24 protein-coding genes, 1 rRNA gene and 1 other RNA gene are annotated in these 24,095 nt (G+C 59.2%); 23 read left to right on the top strand and 3 right to left on the bottom strand.

Going from position 1 to position 24,095, the window contains the following annotated elements; genetic code table 11:
* From rrf to AC13DJ_RS03275, 13 genes are all read left to right on the top strand, one after another.
* Positions 1-87, top strand: a 5S ribosomal RNA gene (gene rrf, locus AC13DJ_RS03335); the annotation flags it as partial.
* Positions 88-204: 117 nt separating this feature from the next.
* On the top strand, positions 205-1,755 hold the full coding sequence (locus AC13DJ_RS03330; RefSeq protein ID WP_273134026.1) for a 2-isopropylmalate synthase: 1,551 nt from the start codon (positions 205-207) through the stop codon (positions 1,753-1,755).
* Positions 1,756-1,796: 41 nt separating this feature from the next.
* On the top strand, positions 1,797-2,573 hold the full coding sequence (locus AC13DJ_RS03325; protein WP_482933895.1) for a hypothetical protein: 777 nt from the start codon (positions 1,797-1,799) through the stop codon (positions 2,571-2,573).
* A gap of 47 nt (positions 2,574-2,620) precedes the next feature.
* Positions 2,621-3,058, top strand: coding sequence for a ribosomal protein S18-alanine N-acetyltransferase (rimI, locus tag AC13DJ_RS03320; protein WP_474540500.1), 438 nt, complete (start codon positions 2,621-2,623; stop codon positions 3,056-3,058).
* Between the two features lie 61 nt (positions 3,059-3,119).
* Positions 3,120-4,700, top strand: a complete 1,581-nt coding sequence (gene prfC, locus AC13DJ_RS03315) for a peptide chain release factor 3 (RefSeq protein WP_199457469.1) — start codon at positions 3,120-3,122, stop codon at positions 4,698-4,700.
* A gap of 28 nt (positions 4,701-4,728) precedes the next feature.
* A complete protein-coding gene (locus AC13DJ_RS03310; protein ID WP_482933894.1) occupies positions 4,729-5,520 on the top strand; it encodes a TatD family hydrolase in 792 nt (263 codons plus the stop codon).
* Between the two features lie 203 nt (positions 5,521-5,723).
* Positions 5,724-6,152, top strand: a complete 429-nt coding sequence (gene rplM / locus AC13DJ_RS03305; protein WP_482933897.1) for a 50S ribosomal protein L13 — start codon at positions 5,724-5,726, stop codon at positions 6,150-6,152.
* A gap of 12 nt (positions 6,153-6,164) precedes the next feature.
* Positions 6,165-6,557 (top strand): 30S ribosomal protein S9, encoded by a 393-nt coding sequence (gene rpsI / locus AC13DJ_RS03300; protein ID WP_022988665.1) that lies wholly within the window; start codon positions 6,165-6,167, stop codon positions 6,555-6,557.
* A gap of 237 nt (positions 6,558-6,794) precedes the next feature.
* Complete coding sequence (gene petA, locus AC13DJ_RS03295) at positions 6,795-7,391, top strand: ubiquinol-cytochrome c reductase iron-sulfur subunit (RefSeq protein ID WP_199457467.1); 597 nt, start codon at positions 6,795-6,797, stop codon at positions 7,389-7,391.
* Positions 7,391-8,623, top strand: coding sequence for a cytochrome b (locus AC13DJ_RS03290; RefSeq protein ID WP_199457473.1), 1,233 nt, complete (start codon positions 7,391-7,393; stop codon positions 8,621-8,623). The genes petA and AC13DJ_RS03290 overlap by 1 nt, the downstream gene beginning before the upstream one ends.
* The gene (locus AC13DJ_RS03285; protein ID WP_473802779.1) at positions 8,623-9,378 is read left to right on the top strand and encodes a cytochrome c1; all 756 of its coding nucleotides are present in this window, start codon (positions 8,623-8,625) and stop codon (positions 9,376-9,378) included. Before AC13DJ_RS03290 ends, AC13DJ_RS03285 begins: the two co-directional genes overlap by 1 nt.
* A 106-nt stretch (positions 9,379-9,484) precedes the next feature.
* Positions 9,485-10,114 carry a glutathione S-transferase N-terminal domain-containing protein gene (locus AC13DJ_RS03280; RefSeq protein ID WP_482933893.1) on the top strand — a complete coding sequence of 210 codons (630 nt, stop codon included), beginning with the start codon at positions 9,485-9,487 and terminating at the stop codon, positions 10,112-10,114.
* Positions 10,115-10,170: 56 nt separating this feature from the next.
* Positions 10,171-10,575, top strand: a complete 405-nt coding sequence (locus AC13DJ_RS03275; RefSeq protein ID WP_227498303.1) for a ClpXP protease specificity-enhancing factor — start codon at positions 10,171-10,173, stop codon at positions 10,573-10,575.
* Positions 10,576-10,633: 58 nt separating this feature from the next.
* Here the strand turns inward: AC13DJ_RS03275 and AC13DJ_RS03270 are convergent, their stop codons facing one another.
* From AC13DJ_RS03270 to AC13DJ_RS03260, 3 genes are read right to left on the bottom strand one after another with little or no spacing between them, the layout of a single operon-like run.
* Complete coding sequence (locus tag AC13DJ_RS03270) at positions 10,634-11,224, bottom strand: SIS domain-containing protein (RefSeq protein WP_482933892.1); 591 nt, start codon at positions 11,222-11,224, stop codon at positions 10,634-10,636.
* Between the two features lie 9 nt (positions 11,225-11,233).
* Positions 11,234-11,599, bottom strand: coding sequence for a YraN family protein (locus tag AC13DJ_RS03265; protein ID WP_058340420.1), 366 nt, complete (start codon positions 11,597-11,599; stop codon positions 11,234-11,236).
* 11 nt (positions 11,600-11,610) lie between these two features.
* The gene (locus AC13DJ_RS03260; RefSeq protein WP_482933891.1) at positions 11,611-13,464 is read right to left on the bottom strand and encodes a penicillin-binding protein activator; all 1,854 of its coding nucleotides are present in this window, start codon (positions 13,462-13,464) and stop codon (positions 11,611-11,613) included.
* A 144-nt stretch (positions 13,465-13,608) separates the two neighbouring features.
* On the opposite strand from AC13DJ_RS03260, the gene rsmI reads away from it, so the two are divergent.
* From rsmI to murD, 10 genes are all read left to right on the top strand, one after another.
* Positions 13,609-14,481 (top strand): 16S rRNA (cytidine(1402)-2'-O)-methyltransferase, encoded by an 873-nt coding sequence (rsmI, locus tag AC13DJ_RS03255; RefSeq protein ID WP_474540502.1) that lies wholly within the window; start codon positions 13,609-13,611, stop codon positions 14,479-14,481.
* A gap of 39 nt (positions 14,482-14,520) precedes the next feature.
* An RNA gene (rnpB, locus tag AC13DJ_RS03250) (RNase P RNA component class A) lies at positions 14,521-14,871 on the top strand.
* Between the two features lie 306 nt (positions 14,872-15,177).
* Complete coding sequence (gene mraZ, locus AC13DJ_RS03245) at positions 15,178-15,630, top strand: division/cell wall cluster transcriptional repressor MraZ (protein ID WP_058340417.1); 453 nt, start codon at positions 15,178-15,180, stop codon at positions 15,628-15,630.
* Entirely contained in the window at positions 15,627-16,583 is a 957-nt protein-coding gene (gene rsmH, locus AC13DJ_RS03240) for a 16S rRNA (cytosine(1402)-N(4))-methyltransferase RsmH (protein WP_474540503.1), read from the top strand. Before mraZ ends, rsmH begins: the two co-directional genes overlap by 4 nt.
* A 26-nt stretch (positions 16,584-16,609) precedes the next feature.
* Entirely contained in the window at positions 16,610-17,014 is a 405-nt protein-coding gene (gene ftsL / locus AC13DJ_RS03235) for a cell division protein FtsL (RefSeq protein WP_022988677.1), read from the top strand.
* Positions 17,015-17,044: 30 nt separating this feature from the next.
* Complete coding sequence (locus AC13DJ_RS03230; RefSeq protein ID WP_288371409.1) at positions 17,045-18,781, top strand: peptidoglycan D,D-transpeptidase FtsI family protein; 1,737 nt, start codon at positions 17,045-17,047, stop codon at positions 18,779-18,781.
* Positions 18,782-18,785: 4 nt separating this feature from the next.
* A complete protein-coding gene (locus AC13DJ_RS03225; RefSeq protein WP_482933890.1) occupies positions 18,786-20,270 on the top strand; it encodes a UDP-N-acetylmuramoyl-L-alanyl-D-glutamate--2,6-diaminopimelate ligase in 1,485 nt (494 codons plus the stop codon).
* Positions 20,267-21,664, top strand: a complete 1,398-nt coding sequence (locus AC13DJ_RS03220; protein WP_288371413.1) for a UDP-N-acetylmuramoyl-tripeptide--D-alanyl-D-alanine ligase — start codon at positions 20,267-20,269, stop codon at positions 21,662-21,664. The genes AC13DJ_RS03225 and AC13DJ_RS03220 overlap by 4 nt, the downstream gene beginning before the upstream one ends.
* Positions 21,649-22,734 carry a phospho-N-acetylmuramoyl-pentapeptide-transferase gene (gene mraY, locus AC13DJ_RS03215; RefSeq protein ID WP_058340412.1) on the top strand — a complete coding sequence of 362 codons (1,086 nt, stop codon included), beginning with the start codon at positions 21,649-21,651 and terminating at the stop codon, positions 22,732-22,734. The genes AC13DJ_RS03220 and mraY overlap by 16 nt, the downstream gene beginning before the upstream one ends.
* A gap of 15 nt (positions 22,735-22,749) precedes the next feature.
* Positions 22,750-24,090, top strand: coding sequence for a UDP-N-acetylmuramoyl-L-alanine--D-glutamate ligase (gene murD / locus AC13DJ_RS03210; protein WP_288371414.1), 1,341 nt, complete (start codon positions 22,750-22,752; stop codon positions 24,088-24,090).
* Positions 24,091-24,095: the final 5 nt, after the last annotated feature.

The following is a 24,095-nucleotide window of genomic DNA, read 5'->3' as shown; positions in this document are numbered from 1 at the left end:
CCTGATCCCATCCCGAACTCAGACGTGAAACAGACCAGCGCCGATGGTAGTGTGGTTCGCCCATGTGAGAGTAGGTCATCGTCAGGCTTTTAATACCAAAACCCCCGACAGCGTTGCTGCCGGGGGTTTTTTCATTTCAGGCCCGGGAGAAGTGATATACTGCCTCCCATCAACCACATCCAAGTTTCTGACGGGAGCCCTTCGATGGCGGCAAGCGATCATCTGGTCATTTTCGATACCACTCTCCGGGATGGCGAGCAAAGCCCCGGCGCCACCATGAACAAGAACGAAAAGCTTCGTATTGCCAAGGTGCTGGAAAAGCTCCGGGTGGATGTGATCGAAGCGGGTTTCGCGATTGCCAGCCAGGGTGACTTCGAGGCGGTGAAGGCAATTGCTGAAACCATCAAGGATTCCACCGTTTGCAGCCTTGCCCGTGCCCTTGATAAAGACATTGATCGGGCAGCAGAGGCTATCCGGCCCGCAGCCAGTGGCCGTATCCATACCTTTATCGCAACCTCGCCTATCCACATGCAGCACAAGCTGCAAATGCAGCCAGACGAAGTGGTAGAGCAGGCGGTAAGGGCAGTAAAGCGTGCCCGTAGCCATGTGGATGATGTGGAGTTCTCCTGCGAAGACGCCGGCCGTTCCGAGCTGGACTTCCTGTGTCGCATTATTGAAGCGGCCATCGATGCCGGTGCAACCACGATCAACATTCCGGACACCGTGGGCTATGCCATTCCGGAACAGTTTGGTGAAACCATTCGCCAGTTGCTCAACCGTATTCCTAACGCCGATAAAGCCATTTTCTCGGTGCACTGCCATAACGACCTGGGGCTTGCCGTAGCCAACTCCCTGGCAGCGGTCAGCAGCGGTGCACGCCAGGTTGAGTGCACCATTAACGGCCTGGGCGAGCGTGCCGGTAACGCCTCGCTCGAAGAAATCGTGATGGCGGTACGCACCCGGCAGGATCTGTTCCATATCGACACCCGGATCGATACCCAGCACATTGTTCCGGCGTCCCGCCTGGTATCCACCATTACCGGTTTCCCGGTTCAGCCGAACAAGGCAATTGTGGGTGCCAATGCCTTTGCCCATGAGTCCGGTATTCACCAGGACGGCGTGCTCAAGCATCGCGAGACCTACGAGATCATGCGTGCCCAGGACGTAGGCTGGCACACCAACAGCCTGGTGCTGGGAAAGCATTCGGGCCGTAATGCTTTCCGTACCCGCTTGCTTGAGCTGGGTATCCAGTTCGAGACCGAAACCGAACTGAACGAAGCGTTCACCCGGTTCAAGGCGCTGGCCGACCTCAAGCACGAAATCTTCGATGAAGATCTTCAGGCAATTGCCAGCGACACCAAGCAGAAAGAAGAGATCGGTCGCTACGGACTGGTATGCATGCAGGTTTGCTCCGAGACCGGCGTAGTGCCCAAGGCAAAGCTTACCCTTACCGTAGATGGCGATGAACACACGGTCGAGGCGGAAGGTAGCGGCCCCGTGGATGCCACCTTCAAGGCGATCGAGTCCCTGGTGGATTCTGGCTGTAACCTGCAGCTGTATTCGGTCAACAACATTACCAGCGGTACCGATGCCCAGGGGGAGGTCACCGTGCGCCTTGAGCGGGGTGGTCGAATCGTTAATGGTGTGGGTTCCGATACCGATATCATTATCGCCTCTGCCAAGGCCTACATCGAAGCCCTGAACCTCATTGCCGCAGGCGGTATCCGGCAGCATCCCCAGGTGGCGGATGTCTGAATCGGGTATGAGTGCGCTACTCAGGTCCATCGGAGACTGATGTGATTCAGACCGAAGCCGAGCGCCAGTTCTATCTGGGTATGTCGGGCATACGCATGTGGTATGCCCGCGATCCCCTTCCCGGTGCTGCGCCAAGTCCGGATTACGATTTCGGCGTGCAGGAGCCGGAATCGGCTGCTGTGCCTGAAGTCCCGGTTATTCCGGCTGCTCCGCGTGCACGACGTGCTGACCCGGAGCAGGCTTCCCGTAACCGGGACAAGATTGCCCGCCTGCAGAGCTTGATGGAGCCGTCCGCAAAGGCTCCGGCGAGCGTGGGCGCAGAGTCGCCTGTCAGCCCGGCTGAGGTGTCAGCGCCCGGAGTAGAGGCTATCGAGCCCGAACCTGTGTCAGCAGAGCCGGTCACGGCTGCTGAGGATGTGCCGCGGCTTAACCTGAAGGCCTGGACCGGACGGCGGGTTGCCCTGGTAGCTGAAATATCTGAAGACTCCAGCCTGGCGCTGCAGGAAACCCTCGCCCGGAATATTCTTCGTAGCCTTGGTGAGGATGCCTGTAAGGCTTCTGATTCCTTGCACTGGCCCTTGTTCAATAACCTCAAGGTGAGCCTCAATGGCGCTGAACACCTGGCTGTGGCCCTTGGAGCGCTGTTCGGAGGCCTGTCCGGGCAGAAGGTTGTTGTCCTGGGAAAGGTGGGTGACTGGTATAGCCGGGCGCTGGGGCGGGAGCCGGAGGTTGTTTTCGAGACGTCCCTGGCCACCCTTGCCACCGATCCGGAGCGCAAGCGCAAGTTGTGGCACCTGATCAAGCCCCTGAAAGCCTGAGCACTGCCGTGGGTAAACCATCAGTCCTTCTTCGCCCTGACAGCGCAGTGATAAGAACACTGGCGTCAGAAGACATGGCACAGGTGATGGAGCTGGAGCGCCTCGGGCATTCGCACCCGTGGTCAGAAGGTATTTTCCGGGACTGCTTCAAAGACGGCTACCGGCTCTGGGCCCTGGAGCAGGATCACCAGGTTCTGGGGTTTGCCGTCATCAACTACCTGTTCGATGAAGCCCATTTGCTAAATATTTGTGTTCATCCGCAATTGCGCGGTCAGGGTGCCGGGCGCCGGTTACTGCAGCACGCGCTGGCAGAATCCGTCAAAGACGGCATGGTCTGCATGATCCTGGAAGTGCGGGACAGCAACCGGGCGGCGATAGAGCTCTATGCCGGTGAAGGTTTCAGGGAAATAGGCCGCCGGCGAGGCTACTATCCCGACGGCCCCGGCCGTGAAGATGCCCGAGTCATGGCTTTACGGTTCACCTGAGCCCACTCTGGCCCGTATAATAGCTCGCTTTTCAACCATACCATTCAGGTTTCCGATTTCTATGTCTAACCTTTCCCAGGAAGTGGCCAAGCGCCGCACCTTCGCGATTATCTCGCACCCGGACGCCGGTAAAACCACCATTACCGAGAAAGTCCTGCTGTTCGGCCAGGCTCTCCAGAAAGCAGGTACCGTCAAGGGCAAAAAATCCGGCCAGCATGCCAAGTCTGACTGGATGGAGATGGAGAAGGAGCGGGGCATCTCGGTAACCACCTCGGTGATGCAGTTTCCCTATGGCGGCAAGCTGGTGAACCTGCTGGACACCCCGGGCCACGAAGACTTCTCTGAGGACACTTACCGGACGCTGACCGCCGTAGACTCCTGTCTGATGGTTATCGACAGTGCCAAGGGCGTAGAGGAGCGGACCATCAAGCTGATGGAAGTTACCCGGCTGCGTGATACGCCTATCCTCACGTTCATGAACAAGCTGGACCGGGATACCCGGGATCCGATCGAGCTGATGGACGAGGTAGAAGACGTTCTGAAAATCGCTTGTGCGCCCATCACCTGGCCGATCGGCATGGGCAAAGGCTTCAAGGGCGTTTACCACCTGCTGCGTGACGAGGTGATTCTGTACCAGTCCGGCCAGGGCCACACGATTCAGGAAAAGCGCACTATCAAAGGGTTGGATAGTCCGGAGCTGGATGAGGCCATCGGAAGCTATGCCAGTGACCTGCGGGACGAGATCGAACTGGTGAAAGGTGCTTCCCACGAGTTCGACCAGGAGGCATTCCTGGCCGGTGAACTGACTCCGGTCTTTTTCGGTACGGCGCTGGGTAACTTTGGCGTAGACCACATGCTGGACGGCCTGGTGGAGTGGGCACCTACCCCGCAGCCCCGTGAGACCGATCAGAGAGTGGTTCAGCCCACGGAAGACGGTTTCTCCGGCTTCGTGTTCAAGATCCAGGCCAACATGGACCCGCAGCATCGCGATCGCATTGCCTTCGTTCGGATCGTTTCCGGTAGTTACAATCAGGGTATGAAAGCCCGCCATGTACGCATTGGCAAGGATGTCAGGTTCTCCGACGCGCTGACGTTCATGGCCGGCGACCGGGAGCATGCCGAAGAAGCCTTTGCCGGCGATATTATCGGCCTGCACAACCACGGTACGATCCAGCTGGGTGATACCTTCACCGCCGGCGAAGACATGAAGTTTACCGGCATTCCCAACTTTGCGCCGGAGCTGTTCCGTCGGATTCGCCTGAAGGATCCGCTCAAGGCCAAGCAGCTGCAGAAAGGTTTGATCCAGCTGTCGGAAGAGGGTGCCGTACAGGTGTTCCGGCCGATGCGTAACAACGACCTGATCGTTGGGGCCGTTGGTGTGCTGCAGTTTGATGTGGTGGTAGCCCGCCTGAAGAGCGAGTACAAGGTTGAGGCTATTTACGAACCGATTAATGTGGCGACAGCCCGGTGGGTGACCTGCTCTGACGACCGCAAACTGGACGAGTTCCAGCGCAAGAACCAGGACAACGTGGCTCTGGACGGCGCCGACCGCCTTGCCTATATCGCGCCGACCATGGTGAACCTGAACCTGGCCCAGGAGCGGTACCCGGACGTCGAGTTCCACAAAACCCGGGAGCATTGAGCCAATCGCTCCCGAAGCTGAGGTGACCATGAGGCTGGTAGATGCCCATTGCCATTTCGACTTTCCGCGTTTCGACGGGGTTCGGGAGCAGGAGCTGGCCGCTGCGGCAAAGGGCGGGGTCAGGGCCCTGGTGGTGCCGGGGGTGCGCAGGGCCGATTGGGATCGTGTCCAGGCACTGGCGAACCCGGCGCGCGGGATCTGGTATTGCCTGGGAATTCATCCGTGGTTTGTGGAAGAACACACAGAGGCTGACCTCGAGCTGCTCGGGCAACGGTTGGGCAGTCACCCCGATGGCTGTATTGGCGTGGGTGAATGTGGGCTGGATGGCCTGAAGGGTAGCTTTGAAGAACAGCTGCCCTGGTTTCGTGCTCAGATACAGCTGGCCAACAGGCACGACTATCCGCTGGTGATCCACTCGGTGAAGGCCCATGACCAGGTCCATGCTGCCCTGCGGGCTGAGCGATGGCAGGGCAGGGCGCTGGTGCACGGGTTCTCCGGCAGTTACCAGCAGGCCAGTAAGTTGGTGGACCTGGGGTGTTATATCGGCGTCGGGGGTGTGATTACCCACGACCGGGCCCGGAAAACCCGGGATGCCATAGCCCGGCTGCCGGCAGAAGCCCTGGTGCTGGAAACCGACGCGCCGGATATGGCGCCGGCCGGCGTTGAGAAAGGAATGAATAGCCCGGCTTGCCTGCCGGCGATACTGGATTGCCTGGCCCGGTTGCGGGGGCAGGATGCGGAGGCCCTGGCAGAAGTGTTGCTGGCGAATGTGAGTCGCCTTTACGGGCGGTCGGAAAGCGTCCTGGCTCCATCGGGATAGGGGTTTAACGAAACACCGAGAGGCAGGGTTGGCATTCCTGATGGGTTCGAGTATACTTCGCGCCCTGGCTTTTCAAGGCGATGTCACTATCTCAGCCCCGAATGGTGTCAACGTCAACATACAGGTATGAACCTCCTCCGGATGCCTTGCATTTACCGGTGGTGGTTTTTAACGTTTCTTATATAGCGTTCAAGGCGGAATCAATGAAGACTCTGAGTGCGAAACCAGAAACAGTAAAACGTGACTGGTACGTTGTAGACGCAGCCGGCAAGACGCTGGGTCGTCTGTCAACCGAAATCGCCCTTCGTCTGCGGGGCAAGCATAAGCCTGAGTATACCCCTCACGTGGACACTGGCGACTACATCATTGTTATCAATGCCAGCCAGGTGAAGGTTACCGGCAAAAAGGCATCAGCAAAGATGTATTACAGCCATACCGGCTTTCCGGGTGGAATCAAATCCATCAACTTCGAGAAGCTGGCTGACAAGGCTCCCGAGCAAATCATTCAGAAGGCCGTAAAAGGCATGCTTCCGAAAGGCCCGCTCGGCCGTGCCATGTTCAAGAAGCTGAAAGTGTACGCAGGCGCTGAGCATGCTCATGCCGCCCAGCAGCCCAAAGAACTCGACATCTAACGGAAGGCGAATATGTCTGTAGCACAAAATTACGGTACTGGTCGCCGCAAATCATCCACGGCTCGCGTCTTTATCAAGCCGGGTAGCGGTAACATCTCTATCAACGGTCGCACCATCGAAGATTTCTTCGGTCGTGAAACTCTTCGGATGATCGTTCGTCAGCCGCTGGTGGTTGCCGAGTCTGAAGATCGTTTCGATATCACTATCACTGTTAAGGGTGGTGGTATCAGTGGCCAGGCTGGCGCAATTCGCCACGGCCTGACCCGCGCCCTGATGGAATACGACGAAACTCTGCGCCCGTCCCTGCGCAAAGCGGGTTATGTAACCCGTGATGCACGTAAGGTTGAGCGTAAGAAAGTGGGTCTGCGTAAAGCGCGTAAGCGTCCGCAGTACTCCAAGCGTTAATTGGCAGTTCCTGCCGATGGAAAACCCGGTCTTATGGCCGGGTTTTTTTATGCCCGGCTGACGGAAATATTTTTGATCTGGCGCAGGGATAAGGCAGGGCAGCCGCCATTCCGGCTTGTAAGCGGTGGGTAATTTCATTACCATTTCAGCGCTTACATTTTCGGGTTGTGAAGTCCTTTTCGAAGCGCAGAGTCGGGTTTTCCGCATCTGTGCCTCGCCTGATGGGAGAAAACCATAATGAGTAATGGCGACGTGAGCCAAGGCCGGCGCCGATTTCTGATCGGTGCCACGTCTGTGGTAGGTGGTGTCGGCGTCGTCGGTGCAGCCGTTCCTTTCGTAGCGTCCTGGAATCCCAGTGCGAAAGCGGAAGCAGCGGGTGCACCGGTAACCGTCAACATCGACAAGATTGAACCAGGTCAGCAGATCACCGTAGAGTGGCGCGGAAAGCCGGTGTGGATTATCCGGCGTACCCCAGAGATGCTCGATAACATCGAGAAAATCACTCCGCGATTGAAAGATCCCGAGTCTACAGCTACCAGTCAGCAGCCGGAGTACATCAGTGGGCCTACGCGTTCCCTGAAGCCGGAGTTTGTTGTGCTTGTGGGTATCTGTACTCACCTGGGCTGTGTGCCGACCTACCGTCCGGAAGTGGCTCCGGCGGACCTGGGCGACGAGTGGCTGGGCGGCCTGTTCTGTCCGTGTCACGGTTCCAAGTTCGATTTGTCGGGCCGGGTATTCTCCGGGCAGCCGGCGCCTCTGAACCTGGAGGTTCCGCCTTACCGGTATGACAGCGACACGACCATGACCGTTGGTCTTGATCCGGAGGCAGCGTGATGCAGAAACTTCTGAATTGGGTAGATGAGCGTCTGCCGGTCGTCGACGCCTGGAATAAACACCTGGCGAAGTACTATGCGCCGAAGAACTTCAACATGTGGTACTTCTTCGGTTCCCTGGCCATGCTCGTGCTGGTTAACCAGCTGGTTACCGGTATCTGGCTGACCATGAGCTACAACCCGTCTGCGGAAGGCGCCTTCGCTTCCGTTGAATACATCATGCGTGATGTGGAGTGGGGCTGGCTGTTGCGCTACCTGCACTCAACCGGTGCCTCTGCGTTCTTCGTGGTGGTCTACCTGCATATGTTCCGTGGTCTGATGTACGGCTCGTACCAGAAGCCGCGCGAGCTGATCTGGATCTTCGGTATGCTGATCTACCTGGTGCTGATGGCTGAAGCCTTCATGGGCTATCTGCTGCCCTGGGGTCAGATGTCATACTGGGGTGCCCAGGTTATCGTTAACCTGTTTGGTGCCATCCCGGTAATCGGTGAAGACCTGTCTCTGTGGATTCGCGGTGACTACCTGATCTCCGGTATTACCCTGAACCGCTTCTTCGCACTGCACGTGGTTGCCCTGCCGATCGTCCTGCTGGGCCTGGTTGTCCTGCACATCCTGGCGCTGCACGAAGTTGGCTCCAACAACCCTGACGGTATCGAGATCAAGAAGAACAAGGACGAAAACGGTATTCCGAAAGACGGTATCCCGTTCCACCCGTACTACACCGTGCACGACCTGCTGGGTGTGGCTGTATTCTTCTTCATCTTCTTCATTGTTGTGTTCTTCTTCCCGGAAATGGGCGGCCTGTTCCTCGAGAAGCCGAACTTCGAGCCGGCTAACAACCTGAAGACGCCTGCGCACATTGCGCCGGTATGGTACTTCACACCGTTCTACGCCATGCTGCGTGCGGTCACGGTTGACCTGTTCGGCCTGGATGCGAAGTTCTGGGGTGTTGTGGTAATGGGTGCGGCCATCGCTATCCTGTTCGTGCTGCCATGGCTCGACAGAAGCCCGGTTCGCTCTATTCGCTACAAGGGCTGGTTGAGCAAGATCGCACTGGTCATTTTTGCGGTGAGCTTCATCATCCTTGGCTACCTGGGTATTGTTCCGGCAACGGAAGGTCGTACTACGGCTGCGCAGATTCTGACCGCCCTGTACTTCCTGTACTTTATCCTCATGCCGTTCTACACACGCATGGAGAAAACCAAGCCAGTTCCAGAAAGGGTGACAGGATGATGAGAAAGCTTATTTTTGGTCTCGTTTTCGCCATCCTGCCGGCCATCGGCCTGGCAGCTGGTGTCGCAGTTCCTCTTGACCCGATGGAGCCGGATCATACCAACAAGGAATCCCTGCAGCGTGGTGCGGCACTGTTCACCAACTACTGCATGGGTTGCCACTCCATGGAATACGCCCGCTACAAGCGTGTAGCGGACGACCTGGAGATCCCTGCCCAGCTGTTCGAGGAGAACCTGATTTTCACCGGTGCCAAGATCGGTGAACTGATGAAGAACTCCATGAACAAGGACATGGCTGCTGACTGGTTCGGTGCTCCGCCACCCGACCTGACGCTGGAGACCCGTGTGCGTGGCGAGTCCTGGGTATATTCCTACCTGCGTGGCTTCTACAAGGACGAGACCCGTCCGCTGGGCGTGAACAACGTTGTGTTCGACCTGGTGGGCATGCCCCACGTAATGGTTGACCTGCAGGGTCTGTGTGCGGTCAAGCCGAACATCGGTGTAGACGCGTCGGTAGAGCCGCTCAGTGGCAACATCAACAATGGTGATGTCTGCCCCGAGTACGCCATCGAAGGCAGCATGTCCGGTGCTGAATTCGACCAGGCTATGTGGGACCTGACCAACTTCATGTCTTACATGGGTGACCCGGTAAAAGTAGAGCGCGAGCGGTTGGGGATTTTTGTCCTGATCTTTGTGGTGATCTTCTTCATCTTCGCGTACCTGCTTAACCGCGAGTACTGGAAAGACGTACATTAAGATTTAGGGTATAATCCCGGATCCTGAATTCCAGCGGGCCCAGTCGGGTCCGCTGGTTTTTGCGTTTTCTGGATTGTTTCGGTTTGTAGAATCGTGAGGTAGCTATATGGGCGTTGTGACCAAGCGGTCATCAATGACATTCTTTTCAGATCCAGCCAGTCATTACAGCCATCGCGTGCGTATTGTCCTGGCCGAGAAGGGTGTTACCGTTGACATTGTGGATGTGGATCCGGATAACCCGCCGGCGGAGCTGGCAGACCTGAATCCGTACAACGCCTTGCCGACCCTGGTGGATCGTGACCTGGTTCTGTACGAGCCGAATATCATGATGGAATACCTGGACGAGCGTTTCCCGCATCCGCCGCTGCTTCCTGTGTATCCGGTTGCCCGGGCTAACAGCCGGCTGATGATTCACCGCATCCAGAAAGACTGGTGCAGGCTGGTGGATCAGATCCTGGCGCAGCCAACCGGCAAGGCGGCTGATGCAGCCCGTAAAGAGCTGAAAGAAAGCCTGCTGGCTGCCGGCCCGCTGTTTGCCGAGATGCCGTTCTTCCTGTCCGAAGAGTTCACTATCGTGGATTGCTGTATCGCTCCGATCCTTTGGCGCCTGCCGGCGCTGGGCATCGAGATGAACGAGAAGCAGGCCAAGCCTCTTCAGAAATACATGGACAGCATCTTCGCCCGGGAAGGATTCAAAGCCAGCCTTTCTGACCTGGAAGAAGATATTCGCAGCTGATTATCAGCCCCCGGAGCCGGGGCAGGAGTGGTTGAGTGTCGGATATGAGTATTGCCATGACATCCAGCCGGCCTTATCTGGTCCGGTCGTTGAATGAGTGGATTCTGGATAACGACTGCACGCCCTACATTGTCGTTGATGCGGGTGTGCAGGGTGTTCAGGTGCCTACCGAGCATGTGGCCAACGGCCAGATCGTTCTGAACATCAGCCCCGGTGCAGTTCGGGGCCTGGTGATCGGAAACGGCGCGCTGGAGTTCAGCGCCCGCTTTGGCGGTGTACCCATGCAGGTGTTTATTCCGCTGCAGGCGGTCATGGCCATCTATGCCAAGGAAAACGGCGAGGGAATGGTGTTCGGCAGCGAACCCGGCTCTCCTGATCCTGAGGGTAACGATGATGCGGGCCAGTCCAGGCGGGCAGATGAGCGCCCGAGTGGCCGGCCTACCCTGAAGGTGGTCAAGTAAGCCTGAAGATGGTTGTGCAATGATGCGAAAAGCCGGATGGAGACATCCGGCTTTTTTATTAGCCGCCGAAAAGCTTATGGTCGATCAGGTCGCACAGGGCGTTGATGATCACCAGGAGCAGGGGCATGGCTTCATGGGGCGCCAGGTCGTTCAAGGCGATTTCATGGTCTTCCGGGTGCATCAGGGAAGAAATATCGGATTTTTCCCGGGCGCTGAGTACAACCACGCTCATTTCCCGGTCATGGGCCGCCTGGATGGCCTGGATCAGGTTGGCTTTATGACCGTCGTCGACCACCACAAACAGCAGGTCTCCGGGTTTGCCGACGGCTCTTACCTGCCTTGAGAAGGTGTCGTTGAACCGGTTATCCCTGCAGATGGCAGAGTAGGTAGTCGCATCCGCCCCCAGGTTGATCGCAGGAAGGGCCGGACGTTCCTGGTCGAAGCGTGATAGCAGTGCGGTGCAGAAATACTGGGCCACCACGTTTGCGTTGCCGTTGGCACAGGCGACAATCTTGCCATCCTGCAGCAGGGTATTCACAAAGGCGTCCGCCACCTGTTCGATGGCCGGGGCAACGTGGCTGGCGGCCTGGGCCGTCTGCTCCATGTGGCTGGCAAACCACTGGTTAATCTTCTGTTCGGTATTGTTCATGCTGTTGAATCAATCTGCCTGAATTGCGTTTCGGATCCATTGTACCCGGTATTTGCTGGCGGAACCCGGTGATATGCCAACCACATCGATGCGGGTGGGGCTGTCCCAGAGGCCCTGGCGGTGCAGGTAAAAAGCGGCGGCTTTAACGAGTCGTTTCTGCTTTTGCCAGGTGATGGAGCTTGCCGGGTCGACCAGGCTGTCGGTTTTGCGAAAGCGGACTTCGAAAAATACCAGCACGCCGTCATCCATGCCGATCAGGTCAATCTCGCCACCACGGTTGTAGACGTTGCGCTCGAGGATGCGTACGCCGCGGCTCATCAGGTAGCGGGCGGCCACGCCTTCATAGTGATTTCCGCGTTGTCTTGAGCCTTCCATGGCCATCCTGTTTAGTTGGAGGTTTCGCCTTCGATGCCCGGCGGTTCTTGTTCGGGTGTTTCCAGGAGTTCCGGCTGGCCGTTACGGATCTGTGCCCAGAGCTGTTTACGGTGGATGGCACCGTCCGGGGTCATGCTCAGCTCGCCGGTCTGGCCGTCAATGGTGGCGTCGCTGACTTGCTGCAGAAGGGGCAGGCGCTTGCTCAGTTGCCAGGCATCGGCCCCCATGGCGAACAGGCGGCCCCGCTGGCCGCGGGTGCCACTCAGGTATTGCTGTGCCTGTTCCCGAAGCGGGTTATCTTCCGCCAGGACCCAGGGGATGTCGGTAAAGTTCACGTTGTTAATGTCGCGATCCTTGCCCGGGTCCGGCTCACCGCCGTAGATGATGGACGGAGAGTAGACCGGGAGGTCGCCGCCATAGTAGAAGGCAAACAGGGGGTTGAACTGGCGGGCTATGGTCGGTGTGGCGACCAGTACGATGCCCTGTGCGTCTTGCCGGCGCCGTGGCTCAAATTCGACGTTCAGGCCAATGGTGCGCTCTACCGCAATGGCGCGATTGCGCGAGGTGGTAATGCCGAGCAGGTCGGCGGTGACCTGTCTGAAGTTGTCTTCCGGGAAAAAGCGTTCGATATTCAGGGCACGAAGTCCGTGGGCCTGCACCCGGGTTCTGAGAGCCGCTTCTACCCGGTCGCCCCATTCACCATGGGGGATCAGCACGAGTACCTGGCGGACGTTGTCTTCGGCGAGTTTGTCGGCAATCTGGCGCGCTTCGTCTTCTGCGGACAGGCCAAACTGGTAGAGGCCCGCAGGTTTGCGGCTATCGCCGGGCAGGTAGTTCAGCCCCAGTACCGGAACCGGCAGGGTGTTCATGCTGGAAAGTTCGGCCAGTCCTTCTTTTTCCAGGGGGCCGACGATCAGGTCTGCGTTGGTTTCGGAAAGCTCCTGATAGAGTTCCCGGAAAGAGCTGGTGCTGGTATCCACAATGCGGATATCGGTCTTGCTGCGGTCGGTGCTGTCGTCGCTGTAGTAGGCGGCCAGGAAGCCATCACGGATGGCTTTGCCGGCTGCGGCCAGTTGCCCGTCCAGCGGCAGTGCCAGCACCAGGTGTTCAGGGCGCGATGTTGCCAGATCAGCCAGCAGGGCCAGTTTTTCCGGAAGCATCTGCGCGGCCGGGTGGCCGGGCCAGTTGTTCTGCCACTGGCGGATCAGGCGCCCCTGGTTATCCAGGTCAATGTCCGGGTCTTGCAGGGTGTTGGCAAGTTCCAGCCAGCCTTCGATTTCAAAGCCCATGGCGTTATCTGCGGCCTGTCCGAGCTGGTCCGGAGAGGCATTTTTCAGGTAGTTCCAGATTTCGTTATGCGGCTGTTGCGGGTCAGAGCTGCTGTCGGTCTGGGCCAGCAGGATCAGTGTCAGTGCCGCCGGCAGAGGCTCGCCGGCGAGGGCCTGGGTGCGGGCCTGGAGCGTAGCGGCACGGGCCATGGTTTCGTTCGGATAGCCCAGGAAGTCATCGGCCTTGCTGTTGGCCGTCAGTTCGGTGGCCCAGTCGGTATCTTCCAGTTCCAGGGCGCTGGCCATGGCCTGCAGCCGGTACTGGTTTTCCAGTTCCGGAACTGGATTGGCCATCTGTTCACTGCGTAGCAGAAGGCGGGCGTCTTCATGGTTGCCGCTGTTCTGGTAGCGGCTGGCGATTCTCAGCAGGTAGCGCTGGGCAACCATCTGGTTGCTTTCATCGCTCGCCATGGCAAGCGCCTGTTCCGGGGATTCGGCAATGTGGCTGTCGAGATTGACGGTGGCGCAACCGCCGGTCAGTAGCAGAATGAGGGCTAGCAGGGCGAAAGCCGGTTTGTGGCTGCAGTGTCTGATCATGGCAGGCTCGGTCGTCTCCGGATTAATGGGCTTGTGATGCCGCTGTTTCGGTGGCAAGTTTACCAGCTCCCGGCATAATTCACATGACGTGACTGTCATCGGGCCGGTGTCCCGGCAGTTGTTGCCCCTTTAACGGAGTTTTCTATGTCCAGTTCAGAGCGTTCGTCCGATCATTCCGGTGGCGTGCTTTCTATTGTCGCTACGCCTATCGGTAACCTTGATGATCTCTCTGAACGGGCCCGGCAGGTGCTGGCAAGTGCAGACCTGGTGGCGGCCGAGGACACCCGGCACAGTGGGCGATTGCTTCAGCACCTGGGTATCAGCAGGCCAATGATGGCGCTGCATGATCACAATGAGCGTGGCCGCGTGGAGAGAGTGCTCGAGGTGCTGGGGCAGGGCCAGAAAGTGGCCTTGATTTCCGATGCCGGGACGCCGCTGATTTCCGACCCCGGCTATGTGGTGGTTCGGGAAGCCCGCGCCGCCGGCTACCGTGTAACGCCCATTCCGGGGCCTTGCGCCCTGATTGCCGGCTTGTCGGCCGCCGGTTTGCCGACAGACCGGTTCCTGTTTGCCGGGTTTCTGCCCGCCAAGCGGTCCGGGCGCCAGGCAGCGTTGGAGCAGCTGCGAAAGGAGCCGGCCACGCTGGTGTTCTATGAGTCTCCCCACCGGATTTCCGACCTGATGCAGGATATGGTCGAGGTGTTTGGTGCCGGTCGGGAGTGCGTGCTTGGGCGGGAGCTGACCAAGACCTTCGAAACCTTCTACTCCGGCAGTGCGGAAGCCGTGCTGGGTGAACTTCAGGCCGACGCCCACGGGGCGAAGGGCGAGTTTGTGGTGATGGTGCGCGGGGCGGATGCCGGCCCGGAGGATGCTGGCTCTTCGGTGGATACCAACAAGTTGCTGGAGCTGCTGATTGCCGAGTTGCCGGTAAAGAAGGCGGCGAAGATTGCGTCGGAGTTGACCGGGCTGGGCAAGAATGAGCTTTACCAGCGAGCACTGGCGCTGAAACCTGATTAAAGCCTTGCATGGCGGTGCCGGCACAGGTATTGTCGGCGCCGAGCTCGCCAGACAGTCGCCGCCGGTTTTACCGGGGGAGGAAAGTCCGGGCTCCGCAGGGCAAGGTGCCAGGTAACGCCTGGGCGGCGCGAGCCGACGGAAAGTGCAACAGAAAGTAAACCGCCTAAGCGCCTTCGGGTGCCGGTAAGGGTGAAATGGTGCGGTAAGAGCGCACCGCGTGGCTGGCAACAGTCCACGGCGATGGTAAACCCCACCTGGAGCAAGACCAAATAGGAATCCGTTGGCGTGGCCCGCGCTGGATTCGGGTAGGTTGCTTGAGGCCTGTGGTGACGCAGGCCCTAGATGAATGACTGTCCAAGACAGAACCCGGCTTATCGGCGAGCTCGCTTTTTTCCCTTCCTGAATGTGATGTTCATCAATCTCACAAAATGGCCTTTATAGCCAAAAAATCTTAAACCTGAAGTTTGCTCTTCAGAGTTATTTGCAGGTGTTTGTTTTTCCTCCTTTTCTTTACCTCTTTTTAATATCCTCGTAACTTTTCGCTCTGTAACTCGTTGTCATTAAAGGGAGTTTTCATGATGTGGTGCCGTTTGCGGCGCTTGCATTGTGTATTGCGTGTTTCTATAGTGTGCGGAAGTGGGAAAAAGTGGTTTACGGTGGTTTTTTGTGGATATCGCACCCTTGGATTCAGCATAAATGAGTAACTTTCTTGGCAGTCATGCCATCAATATGGACGCGAAGGGACGCCTGGCGATCCCGACAAAGCTGCGCGAGGAGCTCGCGCAGCTTTGTGGTGGCCGTATTGTGCTGACTGCCAATGCTGATGAAGAGCGCTGTTTGCTGCTGTATCCGGAACCCGAGTGGGAGCAGCTGCGCCCCAAAATTGAAGCGCTGCCGAATATGAATAAAGCCGCCCGCCGGCTCCAGCGCCTGATTCTTGGTAATGCGGCGCCCATGGAGCTGGACAGTGCCGGCCGTATTCTGGTGCCGCCAACGCTCAGAAGTTACGCACACCTGGAGAAAAAGCTGATGCTGATTGGTCAGGGCAAAAAGCTGGAGCTCTGGAGTGAAGAGCGCTGGTTCGCCTGGCTGGACGAGTCGTCCGGTGACGAAGACATGCCGCCGGAAATGGAGGCGTTGTCGCTATGACGGATAACCAGCAGGAATCCGCAGCAGCCTTCAAACACCGTTCGGTGCTGCTCGACGAGGCCGTGGATTACCTGGTCAACGATCCGGCCGGTTGCTATGTGGATGCAACTTTTGGCCGTGGTGGCCACAGCCGTTTGATTCTCGGGCAACTGGGCGAGTCCGGCCAGTTGCTGGGTATTGATAAAGATCCCGAGGCAATTCGCGTAGCCGGGAAGCTGGCAGCGGATGATGCCCGGTTCTCGTGGTTCCACGGTTCCTTCGCCCAGCTCGACGAGGCACTGGGCAGTAAAGAGTGGGCGCAGGTGAATGGTGTGTTGATGGACCTGGGTGTCTCGTCGCCCCAGTTAGACGACGCCAGCCGCGGATTTTCGTTTATGCGCAATGGTCCGCTGGATATGCGCATGAACCCGGAGCAGGAGCCCAGCGCATCCCAGTGGCTGGCGACCGCCGACGAAAAAGACATTGCAGACGTGATCTGGCGCTACGGCGAGGAACGTTTTTCCCGTCGAATTGCCCGCCTGGTTGTGGCCCGCCGTCAGGAAGAGGCGATCGAAACCACGCGCCAGCTGGCTGAGCTGGTGGCAGAAGCTGTGCCCAAGAAAGAAAAGCACAAGCATCCGGCCACCCGGACCTTCCAGGCGATCCGGATTTTCATCAACCGGGAGCTGGAAGACCTGGAAACCGGACTGAAATCGGCAGTAGACCGGCTGGCTCCGGGTGGCCGGTTGGTGGTCATCAGCTTCCATTCGCTGGAAGACCGGTTGGTTAAGCGGTTTATGAGAGATCTGGCCAAGGGGCCGAAAATTCCCCGGGGTGTCCCGGTTACTGCAGAGCAGGAGCAGTCGGGATTTCGCCTGGTGGGTAAGGCCAGCAAGGCCAATGAGCAGGAAATTGAAGAAAACGTCCGGGCCCGCAGTGCAGTTATGCGGGTTCTGGAACGGGTAGCCAATTAAACGGATTTGAAAGGGAGCGCGACGCCATGGGTGCGGTAGCGATCGAACAACCAGTAAAGACAACCCGGATTACCCGGGAGCGTGTGCGCGATGGCATGGCGACGGCGGTGCGTCTGTCCCGCCAGGTATTCGAGGTAACCCGGGAGCCGAAGGTGGTGATTACCCTCGCCCTGGTGCTGGTGCTGACCGCCTCGGCTATTGGCGTAGTGATCAGCTCCCACCAGAACCGGGAACTGTTCAATACCTTGTCCGGTTTACAGGAGCAGCGCGACGGCTACCAGCGGGAATGGAGTCAGTTGCTGCTGGAGCAGAGCGCACTGAGCAATCATGGTCGGGTCGAGAAACTGGCGGCCCAGCGTTTCAACATGGTGGTGCCAGAGCGTCAGGACATTGTCCTGGTGCCGCTGATGTCCACCGTTGCAGCCAAATAATAGCAACAACAAACTCTTGGGGTGGCTGATTTGTCCAGTCAGGGAAAACAGGCGACAAGCTGGAAACAGCGGGTGCTGACAGGCCTGAAGGCCTGGCGCTTCGGCACTGTGCTGGGCGTTTTCCTGCTGGTTATGGCTGGCATCAGCTGGCGCCTGGTTGACCTGCAAGTAGTCGACAACGAGTTCCTGCGCCAGCAGGGCGATGTGCGCACCATCCGCGTGGAGTCTATTGACGCTCACCGGGGTGTGGTGGCGGACCGCCACGGTGAGCCGCTGGCGGTGAGTACGCCGGTGCAGACCCTTTGGGCCAACCCCTCGGAAACCGATCCCGAAGATCCCGGCCTTGCGGCACTGGCCAGGGTTATCGGCATGTCTGAAGGCGCACTGCGCCAGCGCCTGCGTGATTATGCGGGGCGTGAGTTCATCTATCTGCGCCGTAAGGTTCAGCCTGCCATGGCCCGCGAAGCGTTAGAGATGGGCATTGGCGGCATCTACTCACGGCAGGAGTATCGTCGTTACTATCCTGCGGGCGAAGTAACTGCTCACATTGTCGGCTTCACCAATATTGACGAAGACGGCCAGGAAGGTATCGAGCTGGCGTATAACCAGTGGCTGACCGGTGAGCCAGGCCGCAAGCGCGTACTGAAAGACAATCGCGGTCGGGTGATCAAGGATCTCATGCTGATCCGGGACGCCCGGCCCGGCAAGGACATGGAGCTGAGCATCGACCTGCGCCTGCAGTACCTCGCTTACCGGGAACTCAAGGCCGTGGTCGGTGCCCACAAGGCCCGGGGCGGTACCCTGGTGATGCTGGACGTGAACACCGGCGAAGTGCTGGCGATGGCGAATCAGGGCTCCTACAACCCGAACGACCGTTCCCAGCTGGATCCGGCCAATCTGCGCAACAAGGCCATTACCGATCTGTTTGAGCCGGGCTCCACCATGAAACCCATCACCGTTGCTGCGGCGCTGGAATCCGGCAAGTACAAACCGGAAACCCTGATTGATACTTCGCCGGGCTACCGGCGTTTTGGCCGTTTTACGATCCGGGATTTTCGTGATTACGGCGCTTTGAGCCTGAACGACATCATTGTGAAATCGAGCAACGTCGGGGTCAGCAAGATCGCCACCGAGCTGGGTGGCGATGTACTGAGAAACCTGTATGCGCGCCTGGGCATTGGCCAGGCCACCGGTATCGGTTTCCCGGGTGAGGCAGTCGGTGTGCTGCCGGCCCGTCCGAAATGGCGCCCGGTAGAAGAAGCCACTTTGTCCTACGGCTACGGGCTGAGCGTGAATGCCCTGCAGCTGGCCCAGGCCTATATGGTGCTCGCTAACGGCGGCATTCGTTATCCGGTCAGTTTGCTGAAGCAGGACCAGAAGCCAGAGGGCCACCGGGTGTTGTCCGAAGAGGTAACCCTGGCGGTCAGGAACATGTTGAGGAACGCCGTTGCCAAGGGCACCGGTGGCCGGGCCCAGCCTGGCCTGTATGCCGCTGGCGGCAAAACCGGCACGGTGCACCTGGTGGGTGCCCAGGGCTATGAAGACAGCCAGTACAAGGCCATTTTTGCCGGCATGGCACCCATTGATGATCCGCGAATCGTAACCGTTGTGGCCGTTGATGCGCCGCAGTCCGGGGAATACTACGGTGGTGAAGTTGCCGCCCCGGTATTCGCCCGGGTTATGGGAGACGCATTGCGACTGCTGAATGTGAAGCCTGAACTGGAAGTGTCCGACGCCAAGGCGACGGCATCCGGAGAGAGAGGTTAACGCCATGTGCATCACATCAATCAGCACTCTGCTTCAGGGCATTGTGGACGTGCCATCGGTCTTTGACGTGACCATCCACGGCCTTCAGACGGACAGCCGGGCGGTACGATCGGGCGACGCCTTTATTGCCCTGGCGGGTTCTGCCACGTCAGCGGAACACTATGTGGATGATGCCATCGCTGCCGGTGCTACCGCAGTGTTGCTGGAAGCCAGTGAGCATCGGGAATGCCATGAACGCTCGGGCGCCCTGATTGTTCCGGTTGTCGGTCTGCGCGCCCAGTTGGGGCGCGTTGCCACCCGATTCTTCGAGCATCCGTCCCGGCATTTGCGGCTGATTGGGGTCACCGGTACCAATGGCAAGACTTCCGTAACCCAGTACATCGCCCAGTTGCTGAAAGACACCGGCACCCCGTGCGGCGTGCTGGGCACCCTGGGTTATGGCATGCCGGGCAACCTGATGCCGGCCACCCATACCACGCCGGACGTGGTGCAGGTGAATCGTGTGCTGCATCGCATCCGGACCGATGGTGGCAGGGCTGCGGTGATGGAAGTGTCTTCCCACGCCCTGGATCAGGGCCGGATCGACAAGCTGACCATGACCGGAGCCGTGTTTACCAACCTGACCCGGGATCATCTGGATTACCACGGCAGTATGGAGGCCTACGGCGAGGCCAAGGCCAGGCTGTTCCAGCGCGAGGAATTGCACTTCTCGGTGATCAATTTCGACGATCCGTTCGGGCGCCAGCTGTATGGCCAGCTTGAAGGGTTGTGTGACCGTGTCCGCTACAGCCTGCACGAGGCGCAGACCGAGTTGTGGCTGAAAGAATTCGCACCTGAAGCCTCCGGGTTCCGTGCCCTGGTGGATGGCCAGTGGGGCGAATTTGAACTGCAGGTGCCGCTGCTGGGCAGCTTTAACGCCAGTAACGTGCTGGCGGCCCTGGCCACCGTGCTCACCCTGGGTGTGCCGCTGGAGCGTGCCATCGAAGCAAGTTCGCACCTCACGCCGCCTCCGGGCCGGCTTGAGCGTTTCACCGGTGCCGATGGCAAGCATGTCATTGTGGACTACGCGCATACTCCGGACGCCCTGGCCAATGCCCTGGCGGCCTTGCGGCCCCATGCAGCAGGCAAGCTGATTTGTGTATTCGGCTGTGGCGGCGACCGGGATGCCGGCAAGCGCCCTGAAATGGCAGCAGAAGCGGAAAAGCGTGCAGATGTGGTGATCGTGACTGACGACAACCCGCGCTCTGAAGATCCGGCGAAGATTGCTGCCGATATTGTGCAGGGCTTTTCTGCAGGTGCCGCGTACCGGGTTATCCATGACCGTGCGGCGGCTATCGCCGAAGCCATTGCCATGGCCGGTCCGGACGACCTGGTGCTGGTGGCCGGAAAAGGGCACGAGGCCTACCAGGAAGTGGCTGGCCAGAAGCTGCCATTCAGTGATGCCGAGCAGGTGCGCCACCACTTGAACCTCAATGGAGGTGTGGCATGATGCGCGCCTTTTCGCTGGCGGAAGCTCAGGGCTTCCTGCAGGCCACACTGACCGGCGCGCCGGTGGATGCGGATACGCTCCGCTTTGATGGTGTGTCGACCGATACCCGGGCAGTCAAGCCGGGCCAGTTGTTTGTGGCGCTGCGCGGCGACCGTTTCGATGGCCACAAGTTTCTGGAGCAGGCCCGGGCACAGGGTGCGGTGGCTGCAGTGGTGGATACCGCAGATGACACCGTTGCCATGCCGCAACTGGTAGTGGCCGATACCGTCAATGCTCTGGCGGGCTTGGCGGCAGCGAACCGTAACGAAAGCCGGGCAGAGCTGGTGGCGATTACCGGTAGCAGCGGCAAGACCACCGTCCGGCAGATGACCTCCGCCATTCTGGCGCAGATGGGAACTACCCTGGCGACAGAGGGCAACCTGAACAACCACATCGGGGTTCCGCTGACCCTGTTCCGGCTGGAGCCTGCGCATCGTTACGGTGCCATCGAGCTGGGTGCCAGCGGGCTGGGCGAGATTGCCCACACGGTGAACATTGTTCGCCCGCAGGTGGTCATTCTGACCAACGCCGGGCAGGCGCACCTGGAAGGTTTCGGCAGTTACCAGAATATCGTGCAGGCCAAGGGCGAGATTATTGATGGCGTGGCCGCCGATGGTGCGGTGGTGCTGAACCGGGACGACCCTGCCTTTGACCAGTGGTTACAGCGGGCCGGATCGAAGCGGGTCGTGAGTGTTTCCCGCATGGATCACCCGCAAGCGGATTACCGCGCCCGGGCAGCAATCCAGGCAGACCAGTCCCAGGCGCTGGAAATTGACGGCCCTGACGGCTGGCATTGCCGCCTGGTACTGCCGCTGCCGGGTGAGCACAACATTACCAATGCGCTGCTGGCGCTGGCGGCATGCCGGGAGCTGGGTGCGACCGGGCAGCAGCTCTTACACGGGCTGAGCGGTGTGCAACCGGTAAAAGGGCGGTTGCAGGTACTGAAGCTGACCGACGATTTCACAGTGATCGACGACAGCTATAACGCCAATCCCGCGTCCATGAAGGCGGCGCTGGATGTCTTGGCGGCCTGTCCGGGTACCCGGGTGGCCGTATTCGGCGCCATGGCTGAACTGGGTGAAGGCGCTGAGGCGCTGCACCAGGAAGTAGGCGCCCACGCCCGGGCAAAGGGTATCGAGCGCCTGTTGGCGGTGGGTGCCGGTAGCGAAGGCTACGCCCGGGGTTTCGGAACAAATGCCGAGCAGGTCCAGAGCCATGAACAGGCGATGGAGGCCATTCTGAGTGGCCGGCAGGGAAATACCACTGTACTGGTGAAAGGTTCTCGCAGTTCCGCCATGGATCGCGTGGTGGAGGGAATTCAGAAAAAGGTGACAAACACATGCTGCTCTGGCTGACAGAGATACTATCGCAATACTTTTCATCACTGACGGTGTTTCAGTACCTGACCCTGCGCGCCATTCTGGGTGTGCTGACGGCGCTGCTGATCTCGCTGCTGATCGGCCCGGTGATGATCCGGAAACTCAGCCAGTACCAGATTGGCCAGGCGGTTCGGGATGATGGCCCGCAAACCCACCTGAGCAAAGCAGGCACCCCCACCATGGGCGGCGCGCTGATTCTGGTGGCTATCGCGATTTCCACCCTGCTGTGGGCAGACCTGAGCAACCGCTATGTCTGGATTGTACTGCTGGTCACCTTGTTGTTCGGTGCCATTGGCTGGGTAGACGACTACCGCAAGGTGGTGGAGCGTAATCCGAGGGGCCTGCCGGGCCGCTGGAAGTATTTCTGGCAGTCGGTGATTGGCGCCGCAGCGGCGGTAGGGCTGTATTTCAGCTCCTCGCTGCCCCAGGAAACGTCCCTGTACCTGCCGTTCCTGAAAGATGTGTCCATCACCCTGGGGCCGGTGATGTTCATTCTGCTGACCTACTTCGTGATTGTCGGCAGCAGTAACGCGGTGAACCTGACAGACGGCCTCGACGGCCTGGCGATTATGCCTACGGTGATGGTGGCCAGCGCCCTGGCCATCTTCGCGTATGTGTCCGGCCATGCCCAGTTCGCCAACTACTTGCTGATTCCGCATCTGCCGGGAACCGGCGAGCTGATTGTGTTCTGTTGTGCCCTGGTGGGCGCGGGCCTGGGTTTCCTCTGGTTCAACACCTATCCGGCCCAGGTATTTATGGGTGATGTAGGTGCGCTCGCCTTGGGGGCGGCCCTGGGTGTGGTGGCTGTGATCGTCCGCCAGGAAATCGTGTTGTTCATCATGGGTGGTGTGTTTGTGATGGAAACCATCTCGGTGATCCTGCAGGTGGCATCGTTCCGCCTGACCGGCCGCCGGATTTTCCGGATGGCACCTTTGCACCACCATTTCGAGCTTAAGGGCTGGCCCGAGCCGCGAGTCATCGTGCGCTTCTGGGTCATTACCGTGGTCCTGGTCCTGGTTGGCCTGGCCAGTCTGAAAATCCGATAGGAAGTTGCTACGGCTATGAGTGTCATTGTTTCGGATCGTCGCACATTGGTAGTAGGGCTCGGTAAAACCGGGCTCTCCTGCGTGCGCTATCTGTCTGGAACAGGCAGGGACATTGCCGTGGCTGACAGCCGGAGTAACCCGCCGGGGCTGGATGAGCTGAAGGCCGGCTGGCCGGATGTGCCGGTGTACCTGGGCGATTTTGATGAAGAGCTGTTTGCCCGTTTTAACGAACTGGTGGTCAGCCCGGGCATCAGCGTTGCCGAGCCCGCCATTGCCGGTGCCGCGCAGAAAGGCGCAGTGATTCGCGGTGACATCGACCTGTTTGCGGAAGCCGCAGACGCACCGGTCATCGCCATTACCGGTTCTAACGGTAAAACCACGGTGACTACCCTGGTGGGCGAAATGGCGAAGGCGGCCGGCCGCAAGGTTCAGGTAGGCGGCAATATCGGTACCCCGGCCCTGGACCTGCTGGATCAGGGCGCCGATCTGTATGTGTTGGAACTGTCCAGCTTCCAGTTGGAAACCACGGCGGAACTGAATGCCCAGGCTGCCACCGTACTGAACGTCAGTGACGATCATATGGACCGGTACCCGGACAAGATGGCGTATTTCCAGGCCAAGCAGCGGATCTATCGCGGCTGCCGCAATGCCATCGTGAATCTGGACGATGCCCTGAGCACGCCGATGGCCCGGGATAACCTGAGATTTCTGTGTTTCGGTTTTAACCGGGTGAATCCGGAAACCTTCAGCACCCGGGATGACGAACGGGGCACCTGGATTACTTTCGGCTTCGACAACCTGCTGCTGGCCAGCGACCTGAAACTGATGGGTCTGCACAACATCAGTAATGTGATGGCTGCGCTGGCTCTGGGCCACGCCGCCGGCCTGGCGATGGAACCGATGCTGCAGGTGGCACGTGAGTTCCGTGGCTTGCCTCATCGTTGCGAGTTTATCCGGCAGCTGGGCGGCGTGGATTACATCAACGATTCCAAGGGTACCAACGTGGGTGCCACGGTTGCCGCCATTGAAAGCCTGGCCCCCGAGCAGGGCAAGGTGGTGCTGATTGCCGGCGGTGACGGCAAGGGTGCTGATTTCCAGCCGTTGGCTCAGCCGGTGGCACAGCATTGCCGGGCGGTGGTGCTGATTGGCCGTGATGCACCGGCGATTGCCGCCGCCTTGCCGGAAGACGTGGTAACGGTGATGGCGAGCAGTTTTGAGCGGGCGGTGTCTGATGCCCGGGAAATTGCCCATGAGGGCGACCGGGTATTGCTATCGCCGGCTTGCGCCAGCTTCGACATGTTCCGGGATTACAACGATCGGGGTGATCAGTTCCGCACCCTGGTGGAGGCTCTGTGATGCAG

This window comes from Marinobacter sp. L-46 (assembly GCF_056859535.1).
This window is presented reverse-complemented; position numbering and strand designations above follow the sequence as displayed.